The 12,358-nt window shown below is 60.5% G+C and carries 13 protein-coding genes; 6 read left to right on the forward strand and 7 right to left on the reverse strand.

The features are described 5' to 3' along the window. Position 1: 1 nt before the first annotated feature. From PSEUDOMOFG3G_RS02895 to cyoE, 3 genes are read left to right on the forward strand one after another with little or no spacing between them, the layout of a single operon-like run. Positions 2-628: a cytochrome o ubiquinol oxidase subunit III gene (locus PSEUDOMOFG3G_RS02895; protein WP_047228598.1), complete on the forward strand. Its 627-nt coding sequence runs from the start codon at positions 2-4 to the stop codon at positions 626-628. Further along, on the forward strand, positions 629-964 hold the full coding sequence (gene cyoD / locus PSEUDOMOFG3G_RS02900; protein WP_025211927.1) for a cytochrome o ubiquinol oxidase subunit IV: 336 nt from the start codon (positions 629-631) through the stop codon (positions 962-964). Positions 965-975: 11 nt separating this feature from the next. After that, positions 976-1,863, forward strand: a complete 888-nt coding sequence (gene cyoE / locus PSEUDOMOFG3G_RS02905; RefSeq protein WP_047228597.1) for a heme o synthase — start codon at positions 976-978, stop codon at positions 1,861-1,863. Between the two features lie 344 nt (positions 1,864-2,207). On the opposite strand, the gene PSEUDOMOFG3G_RS02910 is transcribed toward cyoE, so the two are convergent. From PSEUDOMOFG3G_RS02910 to PSEUDOMOFG3G_RS02920, 3 genes are all read right to left on the reverse strand, one after another. After that, positions 2,208-2,912, reverse strand: coding sequence for a hypothetical protein (locus PSEUDOMOFG3G_RS02910; RefSeq protein WP_139049171.1), 705 nt, complete (start codon positions 2,910-2,912; stop codon positions 2,208-2,210). Positions 2,913-3,050: 138 nt separating this feature from the next. Further along, positions 3,051-4,064, reverse strand: coding sequence for a diguanylate cyclase (locus PSEUDOMOFG3G_RS02915; RefSeq protein WP_139049172.1), 1,014 nt, complete (start codon positions 4,062-4,064; stop codon positions 3,051-3,053). A 190-nt stretch (positions 4,065-4,254) separates the two neighbouring features. After that, the gene (locus PSEUDOMOFG3G_RS02920) at positions 4,255-5,172 is read right to left on the reverse strand and encodes a LysR family transcriptional regulator (protein WP_139049173.1); all 918 of its coding nucleotides are present in this window, start codon (positions 5,170-5,172) and stop codon (positions 4,255-4,257) included. Between the two features lie 98 nt (positions 5,173-5,270). On the opposite strand from PSEUDOMOFG3G_RS02920, the gene PSEUDOMOFG3G_RS02925 reads away from it, so the two are divergent. Next, positions 5,271-6,446: an aspartate aminotransferase family protein gene (locus PSEUDOMOFG3G_RS02925; protein ID WP_139049174.1), complete on the forward strand. Its 1,176-nt coding sequence runs from the start codon at positions 5,271-5,273 to the stop codon at positions 6,444-6,446. Between the two features lie 104 nt (positions 6,447-6,550). Beyond that, positions 6,551-7,285 (forward strand): OmpA family protein, encoded by a 735-nt coding sequence (locus PSEUDOMOFG3G_RS02930; RefSeq protein ID WP_076383595.1) that lies wholly within the window; start codon positions 6,551-6,553, stop codon positions 7,283-7,285. A gap of 127 nt (positions 7,286-7,412) precedes the next feature. Here the strand turns inward: PSEUDOMOFG3G_RS02930 and ehuA are convergent, their stop codons facing one another. The 4 genes from ehuA to ehuB all read right to left on the reverse strand — a co-directional run bounded on the left by ehuA (position 7,413) and on the right by ehuB (position 10,518). After that, positions 7,413-8,282 carry an ectoine/hydroxyectoine ABC transporter ATP-binding protein EhuA gene (ehuA, locus tag PSEUDOMOFG3G_RS02935; RefSeq protein WP_373685062.1) on the reverse strand — a complete coding sequence of 290 codons (870 nt, stop codon included), beginning with the start codon at positions 8,280-8,282 and terminating at the stop codon, positions 7,413-7,415. Then, on the reverse strand, positions 8,282-8,938 hold the full coding sequence (gene ehuD, locus PSEUDOMOFG3G_RS02940; protein ID WP_047228592.1) for an ectoine/hydroxyectoine ABC transporter permease subunit EhuD: 657 nt from the start codon (positions 8,936-8,938) through the stop codon (positions 8,282-8,284). Before ehuD ends, ehuA begins: the two co-directional genes overlap by 1 nt. After that, positions 8,935-9,594, reverse strand: coding sequence for an ectoine/hydroxyectoine ABC transporter permease subunit EhuC (ehuC, locus tag PSEUDOMOFG3G_RS02945; RefSeq protein WP_047228591.1), 660 nt, complete (start codon positions 9,592-9,594; stop codon positions 8,935-8,937). Before ehuC ends, ehuD begins: the two co-directional genes overlap by 4 nt. A gap of 66 nt (positions 9,595-9,660) precedes the next feature. Continuing rightward, positions 9,661-10,518, reverse strand: coding sequence for an ectoine/hydroxyectoine ABC transporter substrate-binding protein EhuB (gene ehuB / locus PSEUDOMOFG3G_RS02950; protein ID WP_047228590.1), 858 nt, complete (start codon positions 10,516-10,518; stop codon positions 9,661-9,663). Between the two features lie 290 nt (positions 10,519-10,808). On the opposite strand from ehuB, the gene PSEUDOMOFG3G_RS02955 reads away from it, so the two are divergent. Next, entirely contained in the window at positions 10,809-12,203 is a 1,395-nt protein-coding gene (locus tag PSEUDOMOFG3G_RS02955; protein WP_047228589.1) for a PLP-dependent aminotransferase family protein, read from the forward strand. Positions 12,204-12,358 lie beyond the last annotated feature (155 nt).

Below are 12,358 nucleotides of genomic sequence, written 5' to 3' on the forward strand. Positions count from 1 at the left end.
CATGTCGAACTTAGTGACCAATGTTGGACACGCCCATGGTCATGACCATGGGCACGATGACCATCACCACGACTCGGGCGAGATGACCGTATTCGGTTTCTGGCTCTACCTGATGACCGACTGCATTCTGTTTGCGTCGATCTTCGCGGTGTACGCGGTGCTGGTTAACAACGTCGCCGGTGGCCCGTCGGGCCACGACATCTTCGAGCTGCCGTATGTGCTGGGCGAAACCGCACTGCTGTTGTTCAGCTCGATCACCTACGGCTTCGCCATGCTGGCGTTGTTCAAGGGCAAGAAAACCCAGGTACTGGGCTGGCTGGCGATGACCTTCCTGCTGGGCGCCGGCTTTATCGCCATGGAGATCAACGAGTTCCACATCCTGATCGCCGAAGGCTACGGCCCTAGCCGCAGCGGCTTCCTGTCCGGGTTCTTCACCCTGGTCGGCACCCACGGTCTGCACGTGACCAGCGGCCTGATCTGGATGGCGATCATGATGTACCAGGTCCACAAAAACGGCCTGACCGCCACCAACAAGACGCGCCTGAGCTGCCTGAGCCTGTTCTGGCACTTCCTGGACGTGGTGTGGATCTGCGTATTCACCGTTGTTTATCTGATGGGGACCCTGTAAATGGCTAACGCACATTCCCACGATGGCCACGACGCCGGCCACGGCAGCGTCAAGTCCTACGCCATCGGTTTCATTCTGTCGGTGATCCTGACGGTTATTCCGTTTGGCCTGGTGATGTACCCGACGCTGCCGAAAAGTCTGACCCTGTGGATCATCCTGATCTTCGCCGTGGTCCAGGTACTGGTGCACCTGGTGTACTTCCTGCACCTGGACCGCTCCGCTGCCCAGCGTAACAACGTGGTCGCGTTTGTCTTTGCCGCGATCGTCATTGTCCTGCTGGTCGGCCTGTCGTTGTGGATCATGTTCAGCATCCACACCAACATGATGGCGCACTGAGGAAAGTCCGGATGTCCTTAAAGCACTTTATCCAAATCACCAAGCCGGGGATCATTTTCGGTAACGTGCTTTCTGTGGCAGGCGGGTTTTTCCTGGCCTCGAAAGGGCATGTCGATCTGGCCATCTTTCTGGCGGCGATGATCGGCACTTCCCTGGTGGTGGCGTCCGGTTGTGTATTCAATAACTGCATCGACCGCGACATCGACATCAAGATGGAGCGCACCAAGAACCGCGCCCTGGTCCAGGGCCTGATCCCGGTGCAACTGGCCCTGGCGTTCGCCACGGTGCTGGGTGTCGCCGGTGTGGCGCTGCTGTACTGGGTGGCCAACCCGTTGGCGGCGCTGTTCGCGGTGATCGGGTTTGTCATCTATGTCGGTTTCTACAGCCTGTACCTCAAGCGCAAGTCGGTCCACGGCACGCTGGTGGGCAGTCTGTCGGGGGCGATGCCGCCAGTGATCGGTTACGTGGCGGTGAGCAACAGCTTCGACATGGCGGCGCTGACGCTACTGGTGATGTTCAGCCTGTGGCAGATGCCGCATTCCTATGCCATTGCGATCTTCCGCTTCAACGATTACCTGGCCGCCTCGATTCCGGTGCTGCCGGTCAAGCGCGGCATCCAGGTGGCCAAGAAGCACATCCTGCTCTACATCCTGGCCTTCCTCGTGGCAACCTTGATGCTGACCTTCAGCGGCTACGCCGGCATGAGCTACCTCGCCGTCGCCGCCGCCATGGGCATGTACTGGTTGTACATGGCCTGGACCGGCTACAAGGCGGTGGATGACACGGTTTGGGCACGCAAGCTGTTCGTGTTCTCGATCTTCACCATCACCGCCCTGAGCGTCATGATGTCCCTGGACTTCAAAGTGCCGAGTGAGTTGTTGCTGACTTACGCGCCTTAAGCTTCAGACGCCACACAAAAAGCCCCGCCTTCGAGAGAAGCGCGGGGCTTTTTTGTGGGTGTTGCTTCGAACTGCCGACATTCCTGTGGGAGCGAGCTTGCTCGCGAAAGCGGTGGGTCAGCTGAGGTGATGTTGACTGACAGGGCGCCTTCGCGAGCAAGCCCGCTCCCACAGGTCTACGGCGAGCACATAATCTGCGAACGCCGCTGATCCATTGTGGGAGCGAGCCTGCTCGCGATGACGCCGGCCCATTCAACATCGATGCAAGCTGAACCACCGCTATCGCGAGCAAGCTCGCTCCCACAGGTTCTGGCGGCGGGCTGACAACCGCCGAACAAGAAGGCTTATTGCTGGGCGATGCTGTAGCCGTCGAACGCTTTCTGCTGTTGCAGGGCGGTGACGATGCTTTTGCGGGTGACCGGTTGTTCGGTGCCGTCGTTGTCCAGGAAGGTTTCGCTTTCCAGCTCGGCCTGGTCGCCTTCGCCGACGAAACTGAAGCCCAGGAATTCGAAGGCCTCGCGGTCGACGTTCGGCTTGGAGCGTGGGGTGCGCAAGGGCAGAGTGACGCTGATGCCGTCCTTGCTGATGACAAACACTTCGGCCTCTTTCTTGGGCCGCGAAGCCTTACCTTTGCTGCCGCTCGGATTGCTGATGGCCTGGTGGGTCTGGTTCAGCACTTTCAGGGCCAGGCCATAAACCAGTTCCTGGAAGGTCGGGTCGTCCTTGTAGCTGGACAGGATACGGCTGATGGGGAAGCGGCTGCTCAGGTCTTCCAGTGCCGCGAAATCGGCGGCTTCGGCGTCCTTGAGCTGCTTGAGCTGGCCCATCAGTTCGTAGGCCTTGTCATCGTCGAACGCGTCATGGGCCTGACGGATGGCGTTGCGCAGCTCACGGATCTGATCGCTTTCGCGGTTCGACTGGAACGCATCGAGAACCATCTCACTGATGCTTTTGGCCTGAGGCAGATGCTGTGAAAGATTGATGGAGTTTTCGTATTCCGCTTTGGACGACAGGGTGACTACGGATTCAGCGGTATTGGAATCGGACATTGAAATTTCACTACTTCTGTTAGCTGGATGAGGCGAGAAAGGCGTTGAGCTTTTTTCCGGTCGCCTAATCTATTGGACCCGGGCGGCGTTGTCACGGTTGAACCGGTGGCAGGTCGGCATTTGTTGTTCAGGTACGCATCATTGGCAGATCACATTCTTGCCGGCCACCTTGGAGCGATACAGCGCCTGGTCCGCCCGGTCCAGCAGCATCGTGTGCTGCTCATCCCCATGCCGCTGCACCACGCCAAAACTCATGGTGACCTGGAAATCGCCCACCGGCAGCAGATCGGACAGGCTGCGGCGAATGGTTTCAGCCATCAGGCAGGCGTCGGCCAGGGAGGTATTGGGCAAAATCATGATGAATTCATCACCCCCCCAACGTGCGAGCAAGTCGCCGTCGCGTTCGCAGCGTTTAACGGCTTGCACCACTTGCACCAGCGCTGCGTCGCCGAAAGCATGACCGTAATGATCATTGATGTCCTTGAAGTCATCGACGTCCATGGCGATCAGTGACAACGGCTCGCGAAAACGCTGGGCACGCTCGCAGGCCAGCGGCAGGGCCTGTTCGAGACGATAGCGGTTGGCAACCCGCGTCAGGGCGTCGGTTTCGGCAAGCCTGCGGTTTTCGTCGAGCTGGATCTGCAACTGATGGTTGACCCGGGACAGTTCCAGGGTTCGCTCCTGGATGACGGCTTCCAGCGATTTGTTGCGCCGTTCCAGTTGTTCGAACAGACGCTTCTTGTCGTCAATGCTGCGATGGGCGCCGATCATCCGCGCCACCGTGCCGTCGGGGTTACGGGCGATCACATAGCCACGGTCCTCGATCCACATCCAGGAGCCGTCGCGCGTGCGACAGCGGTATTCGGCCTGGTAGTGATGGGAGCGTTGTTGCAGGTGGTCGTCGAACAAAGCCATCACCTGCGGGTAATCATCGGGATGGATCACGCTTTCCCACGTCAGCACGGTGTTATCGAGTGAGTGAGGCGGATACCCCAGCATCGTGTACCAGCCAGGGTTGCGGTAGACGAAACCGGTGTTGGCGTTCCAGTCCCAGATGCCATCGCTGACCAGCTCAAGGATGGTGTGCAGCACACCTTCGTCCAGACCGGACAGGTCGAGGCGCAGCATATCGATGTTCGAGGCGTCGCCCATCGTCGTTTCCTCAATCAGCCTTGATATCAAAATGCTCGTCCAAGGAAGAAGAGTAGCTGATGGGGCGGGGGGGCACTAGCGGGGTTCGCTCTGTTGGGGCGCTGACGAGGGCCGGGGTGGACGGTCTGTGTGGGACTCAAGCGCTGGGGGGAAGATCGCAGCCTCGTTGCACGCGTCAGCTCCTACTTTGTCATTCGGGTTGGGTTTGGGGTTTGCCCCATTGCTGCATCGCAAATTCGACAAAGCTGCGCAGTTTGGGCAACCGATAGCGATCCTGGGCATACATCAGGTTCATTGGCCGGTGGGGGAGTTGATAGTCCTGCAGCAGCGCGACCAGATGGCCTTCTTCCAGGTCTTGCGCCACCAGTGCATCGGGCAGCATCACCACGCCCATGCCGGCCAGGGCCGCGCGATGCAGTCCTGAGGAGCTGTTGATCAGCATCGGCCCAGTCACCGGTACTTTGATTTCACCTTCCGGCCCGTTGATGGGCCAGTGATCCTGGGCGAAGCGCCACTCGTCGCCGGCGGAATAGGCGAAGGACAGGCAGTCGTGCTGCTCCAGGTCAGCGGGTTTTTGCGGTGTGCCGCGGCGCGCCAGGTAGGCCCTGGATGCGCAGATGGTCAGGGTGTAGTCCATCAATGGTCGGGCGATCAGCTTAGGGTCGATGGGGCCGAGACGGATGGCGACGTCGAAACCGTGATCCAGCAGGTCCAGGCGTTGGTTGGTCAGCACCACGTCGAGTTTAAGCTGGGGATGGAGCCGGCTGAATTCGGCCAGCGCCGGGGCAAGTCGCTCGGTGCCAAAGGTCAGTGGCGCGGTGATGCGCAAGGTGCCGGTGGGCTCGCCTTGCGTTTGCTCGGCCAGTCGTTCGGAATCGGCCACCAGCCCGAGCACTTCCAGGCAGCGCTGGTAATAGGAAAAGCCGAATTCCGTCAGGCGCTGGCGCCGCGTCGTACGGTTGATCAGGCGCACGCCAAGACGTTCTTCCAGTGCGCGAAGGTGATTACCCACCATGGTGGTGGACATTTCGCACGCTTGGGCCGCCGCTGTCAGGCTCCCGGTTTCCACCACTTTGACGTAAACCGTCATTGCCTGAAAAAGATCCATTATCAAGCCTGGCTTTAAAATGATTGAAGGAATGTAGCGTTTATCCAGCAAGAGTGGCTAACCATACTGGAAAAAACCACCTGATGGAGCTTGAAGCCATGACCGCCGCCTGCCTGATGACCACCTACCAACCCCTGGCGCTGAATTTTACCCATGGGTTGGGTACGCGCCTGTGGGATCAGGACGGTCGCGAGTACCTGGATGCGGTGGCGGGCGTGGCTGTGACCAACGTCGGCCATTCCCACCCTCGACTGGTGGAGGCTATCAGCGAGCAGGCTGGCCTGCTGCTGCACACCTCCAACCTGTACGGCATCGACTGGCAGCAACGGTTGGCGAAAAAACTCACTCAGCTCTCAGCCATGGATCGGGTGTTTTTTAACAACTCTGGTGCCGAGGCCAACGAAACCGCACTGAAACTGGCGCGCCTTTATGGCTGGCACAAAGGTATCGAGCAGCCACTGGTGGTGGTCATGGAGAATGCGTTTCACGGACGCACATTGGGCACCTTGTCCGCCAGTGATGGCCCGGCGGTGCGCTTGGGCTTCAATCGGTTGCCGGGGGATTTCATCAAGGTGCCATTCGGTGATCTGGCGGCGCTGGAAAATATTCAGCAGGTTCATGGCGAGCGCATCGTTGCGGTACTGGTGGAACCGATCCAGGGCGAAAGCGGTGTGCAACTGGCGCCGCCGGGCTATCTCAAGGCCTTGCGTCAACTGTGCACCCGGCGCGCCTGGTTGCTGATGCTCGACGAGATCCAGACCGGCATCGGCCGCACCGGCCAATGGTTTGCGTTCCAGCACGAAGGCATCGTGCCGGACGTCATGACCCTGGCCAAGGGTTTGGGCAATGGCGTGCCCATCGGCGCCTGCGTGGCCCGGGGCAAGGCGGCCGAACTGTTTACCCCTGGCAGCCACGGCAGCACCTTCGGCGGCAATCCGCTGGCCTGTCGGGTCGGCTGTACGGTGCTGGACATCATCCAGGAGCAAGGTTTGCTGGACAACGCCAGGCATCAGGGTGAACAGTTGCTCAACCGGCTGACGGCCGAACTGGCGGACAACCCGAACGTGCTGGCGATTCGCGGCCAGGGCTTGATGATCGGCGTCGAACTCAAGCAACCGGTCCGCGACCTGAGCCTTTGCGCCGCACGCGACCACGCTCTGCTGATCAATGTCACTCGCGGCAAGACCATCCGCCTGCTGCCCCCGTTGACCATTGATGGGCGGGAAGTGGAGATGATCGTCAGGGGTGTGAGCCGGTGCCTGACGCAGGACTAAGCCAGGCGCGACACGGCTGGACGGAATTTTTGCCAATTACCGTGTTCCAACGCCAGCCAGAGTCGATACTGGCACTTCAGAATTAAAATACCAGGAGCATCTTCATGTTCACCTCGCGTCGCTTGATTGTTGTCGCAACCGCTGTGGCCCTGCTGTCCGGCTGCGCGTCGCCTAATCCTTATGACAACCAGGGGCAGGCCTCCACAGAGTCCTCCGGCATGAGCAAGACCGCCAAGTACGGCGGCCTCGGTGCCCTGGCCGGTGCGTTGGCCGGTGCGGCCATCGGTCACGATAACCGTGGCAAGGGTGCATTGATCGGCGCTGCGGTCGTGGGGGCTTCCGCGGCCGGCTACGGTTACTACGCCGACCAGCAGGAAAAGAAACTGCGTGCCAGCATGGCCAATACCGGCGTTGAAGTGCAGCGCCAGGGCGACCAGATCAAACTGATCATGCCGGGCAACATCACCTTCGCCACCGACTCGGCGAACATCGCGTCCAGTTTCTACCAGCCGCTGAACAACCTGGCCAACTCCCTCAAGGAGTTCAACCAGAACCAGATCGAAATCGTGGGTTATACCGACAGCACCGGCAGCCGCCAGCACAACATGGATCTGTCGCAACGTCGTGCACAGAGCGTGGCGACCTACCTGACGTCCCAAGGTGTCAGTGGCGCCAACCTGACGGCCCGCGGTGCCGGCCCGGACAATCCGGTGGCCAGCAACGCCGACGTCAATGGCCGCGCGCAAAACCGCCGCGTCGAAGTCAACCTCAAGGCCATTCCGGGCCAGCAATACCAGACAGCGCCGCAGCAGGGGCAGACTTACCAGCAGTACCCATAATCGCTGGGCGGTAAATGAAAGGGGGCCCCTGAAAACAGGGGCCCCCTTTTTTGCGGCTAGCGTTTGGACCTTTGTGGCGAGGGAGCAAGCTCCCTCGCCACAACAGTGTTCACTTTAGTAGATAGGTTCAGTTAGCCTCTTTCACCGCACTCAAGAACGCGCACGTGCGCTCCTGCTGCGGGTTTTCGAAGATCTGCGCCGGAGTGCCCTGTTCGTGGATCTGCCCTTTGTAGAAGAAGCACACCCGGTCGGCGAATTCCCGGGCGAAGCCCATCTGGTGGGTCACCATCAGCATGGTCAGGTTGTGCTCGGCCCCCAGTTTGCGGATCACATTCAGCACTTCGCCACACAGTTCCGGATCGAGTGCCGAGGTCACTTCGTCAAACAGCATCACCTTGGGTCGCATCGCCAGCGCCCGGGCAATCGCCACCCGTTGTTGCTGGCCGCCGGACAACTGCGAAGGGTAATGGTCGAGCTTGCTGCCCAGCCCTACCAGCTCCAGTAAATCGGCGGCGCGCTCCCGGGCTTCCTTCGGATTCATGCCCAGCACCTGCACCGGCGCCTCGATCACGTTTTGCAGCGCGGTCATGTGGGGAAACAGATTGAAGCTCTGGAACACCATGCCGATCTTGCCGCGCACACGGCGGATGTGCCGGTCGTTGGCCGGCACCAGCACGCCGTTGCGGTTGGGCATGTAGGTCAGGGAGTCATCTTCGATGCGGATCTGGCCCTGGTCGATGCCTTCCAGGGTCATCAACACCCGCAACAATGTGGACTTGCCCGAGCCGCTGGGGCCGATGATCGCGACTTTTTCACCGGGCGCGACATCCAGGTTCAGATGGTCGAGCACCGTAAAGCTGCCATAGCTTTTGGTCACGTCCTGGAAACTCACGATCGGCCGGGACGGTGTCTGATCTTGCATGGCCGGGGCCTCCTGCTGCGACGCCAGCGTGCTGCGCCGGGACAAATCGGTGGGCGAGGACAGGGGTAAAGTCATTAGCGTAGCTCCATGCGCGTTTCAAGGCGCCGTACCAGATAGGCCAAGGCGAGGCTCAGGGCGAGGAAGAACAGGCCGACCATGGTGATCGGCTCCAGATAACGGAAATGCTCGGAGCCGATGTTCTTGGCCTGCTGCATGATTTCCACCACGGTGATCGCCGACAGCACCGGCGTGTCCTTGAGCATCGCCACCAGGTAATTGCCCAGCGGCGGTATGATCGGCCGCAGCGCCTGGGGCAGGATGATGTTGCGGTAAGCGTTGTACGGAGCGATGTTCAACGCCGTCACCGCTTCCCACTGCGCCCGCGGCACCGCGTCGAGGCCGCTGCGATAGACCTCGGCGATGTAGCAGGCGTAGTGCAGGCCGATGCCCAGAATCCCCACTTGCATGGCCGTCAGGCTCAAGCCGTAGTTAGGCAGCACGTAATAGAGGAAATACACCTGGATCAGCAGCGGCGTACTGCGGATGAACTCGATCACGGCGGTGGCCGGCCATGACAGCCAGACTTTTCGGCTGCGCCGACCAATTGCCAGGAACAGCCCCAGGACAATCGCGATCAGAAAGCCGATCAGGGTGATGCCCACCGTATTGAGTGAGGCGCGCAGCAAGTCCGGCAGGATCTGTGCGGCGTAGGACCAGTCGAACAGGGTCATGACAGACCTCCACGCATCCGGCCCCGGCTCAGTCGTCGTTCGACATGGCGCATCCCCAGGTTAATGGCCTGGGCGAGGATGAAATACATCACCAGCGCCAGGCTGAAGATCTCCAGGGTCTGGAAGGTTGCCTGATCCAGCTGCCGAGCACGGAAACTCAGGTCGGACAACGTGATCAACGACACCAGCGACGTGTTCTTGAGCAATTCGATCAGCAGGTTGGTGCCCGGTGGGATCGCCGCCAGCAGGGCCTGGGGCAGGATGATCCGTTTGAAGCGCTTGAAGCCGCTGAAATTCAGCGCCGTGCACGCTTCGTATTGCCCCTTGGCCACCGAGCTGATGGCGCCGCGCATGACTTCGGCACCATAAGCGCCGATGTGCAGGCCCAGGCCGACAATCGCCACAGCATAGGGGCTCAACTCAACGTTGAACGGCGGCAGTGGTAGCACGAAGAACAACCAGAACAACTGCACCAGCAGCGACGTGCCACGAAACACTTCGATGTAGGTGATGGAAAACCAGCGCAGCGCTCGCCACGGTGACAGCCGCCCCAAGGCCGCCAGGACCGCGGCGACGATCGCCAGCAGCGAGCCGAGAAAGGTCACCTGAAGCGTGACCCAGGCCCCTTGAATCAATAACGGAAGTAATTCGCCCATGGTTCAACCCGATATCCGATGAAGCAGGGAACAGGCATCACGCACTGCGCGTCATGCCCGTTTCGGCTATGGCTGAGCGCAGAGCTCGGCCGCGGTTTTGCTGGTCACGTTGGACTTGTCGAAACCGAACGGCGCAACGGCCTTGAGGTGTTCTTCAGAGCCTAGCCATTTCTTCAGCTCGGCATTGACCGCATCGCGCAGGTCTTTGTCTTCGGGGCGGAAGGCGAGGGCGCCGTAGCCGATGTGCGACGGGTCGTCCTTGAACTCGGTCATCGCCTCAACCTTGTCACCGCCCTTGCTGGCCAGGCCCTTCATGGTCAGTTGCGTGCCGACGGCAGCGTCCGCGCGACCGGCGCGCACCGCTTGCAACTGCGCGGTGGTGTCGGGGACCTGAAGGATCTGCTCATCCTTGACCCCGGAATCCCGGGCGTACGCCAGGTTCACCGTACCGGCCATGATTGCCAGCTTCACGTCCGGTTGTTTGGCGATGTCTTCATAGCTGTGCAGTTGCTTGGGATTGCCCTTGGCCACGAGCAGGGCATCGGGCAACTGGTATTGCGGATCGGTGAACAATACCTGCTTGCAGCGCGCCGGGGTGATGTACATCCCGGCGGCAATCACATCGAATCGGCCGGCGCGCAGGCCGGGAATCAGCGAGCCCCATTCGGTGAGCACGCCGTTGACCTGCTTGATGCCCATCTTGGCGAAGATGATCTTGGCGATTTCCGGTGATTCACCGGTTACGGTGCCGTCGGTTTCGGTAAAGGCGAACGGAGTTTCGTTGGCGTAGCCGATCCGGATGCTGCTGTTGCTTTTGACGGTATCGAGGGTGGCGGCGTGAACGCTGCCAGCCAGGCCAAGTACGGCACAAGTCATTAAGAGCCGACGCAGGGGCGCGCATGTGGCGGGAAGGAAATTGCTCATCGGTAAAATCTCCTGTTTCTTGTGGATCCGTCGTTTGACGGCTCTGTGGTAGGAGGCAGTGTTACAAGAGCAAAGCGTACAGCGGCTGATCCGGCCTTGGCCTGGAATCGGGAACGGCGCCGGTACAGGTCGATCCGGCTTTTTTGTCGGGGTGGTGAACCCGCCTGGATGACAACCTTGGACCGAGCATACAAAAGCCCCGGCACCGATTGTATTGCACTAGGACAATTGCTTTGTCGCCGTTGCCGCGGGATGCTGTGCGCACCAGAACACACGCGGGTTGCAGCGTCATGGAAAAGTGGAAATCAGCCTTGGACGCGGCCCGTAGCGGTGAGTCCAAATACAAGATTCTGGTACAGGCCATTGCTGACGATATCGAGCAGGGCGCCCTGGCCAATGACCAACGCCTGCCGCCGCAACGGCAAGTGGCCGACGCCATGGGCATCAGCGTGCAGACCGTTACCAATGCCTACAAGGAGCTGGAGCGCCAGGGGCTGGTGCGCTGTGAAGTGGGGCGCGGCAGCTTCGTTTCGCGACGCATGAGTGATCGGGTCGCGACCTACATCCTCGACAGCCCCGAGCGAGCGCTGGTGGACTTTTCCATCACGCGAATCATGCACACCCGCGAGCACGACCAGTTCTGGCGCGACACCTGCCTTCAATTGAGCACCGAAGAAGATCAGCCGTGGATTCATGCTTTTCGTCCGATCGCAGGTTTTGAATCCCATCGCGAAGCGGCCGCCCAATGGATCGGCCGCCAGAGGTTGAAGGTTGATCGCAACGACATATTGATCACCAACGGCGCAGCCCATGGGATCTTCCTGGCCCTCGCTTCCCTGGCCGGTCCCGATGATGTGGTGCTTTGCGAAGGGGTGACCGACCACGGGGTGATCGGCAATTCCCAGGTGCTGGGTTTCACCCTCAAGGGCCTGGAGATGGATCGCTATGGCATCGACCCTGAACACTTCGAGGACATGTGCAGCAACGAGCGCATCACCGCGCTGGTGTGCACGCCGAACCTGAACAACCCCACCACCAGCCTGATGCCCGACACCCGCCGGCGGGAAATCGCCGAGATTGCCCGGCGCTTTGGTGTGCACATCATCGAAGATGACGTATACGGTCCGCTGCTGGACGAGCGCCGTGCGCCGCCCATCAGCCACTACCTGCCGGAGCTGTCGTTCTATTGCACCAGCATGACCAAGTCGGTGCTCACGGGGCTGCGCATCGGTTATCTGGTGGTGCCCAAGCGCCTGGCGCTACGCACCGAGAGCATCCTGCGGGTCAACAGTTGGATGGCCACGCCCATGGTCTCGGAGATCGCCGCCCGCTGGATTCGCGATGGCCGCGCCGAGTCGCTGGTGCAGTTGCAACGACGGCTGTTGGCCGGGCGCCAGGCGATGGTGACCGAGTACATGGGCGAGCATTTGCTGGGCCAGCATCCTCACGCCTTGAATGCCTGGATAGGCATCCCACCCCGGTGGGAGGTGGACAGCCTGGTGCGGGCGCTGCGGCACAAACACATCGCCGTAACCTCTCCCGACCCGTTCACCGTGCGCGGCACCCCCAAACCCCGTGCGGTGCGAGTATGCGTAGGCGCCGAATGCAGCGATGAGGAAATGCGCCATGCGCTGATCGGCATGCGCGAGATGTTTGACCAGTATCCGCAGGTGCATGATTTTTAACTGTGGGAGCGAGCCTGCTCGCGATAGCGGCGTAACAGCCAACAGAAACTGTGGCTGTACTGTCCCCATCGCGAGCAGGCTCGCTCCCACAGGGGATTTGTAGTGGTCGAGGATTTGGGGCCGGACAATCATTGATTAAATTGCCCTAGTACATT

It is taken from the genome of Pseudomonas sp. FG-3G (assembly GCF_901007645.1).
GTDB lineage: Bacteria > Pseudomonadota > Gammaproteobacteria > Pseudomonadales > Pseudomonadaceae > Aquipseudomonas > Aquipseudomonas rhizophila.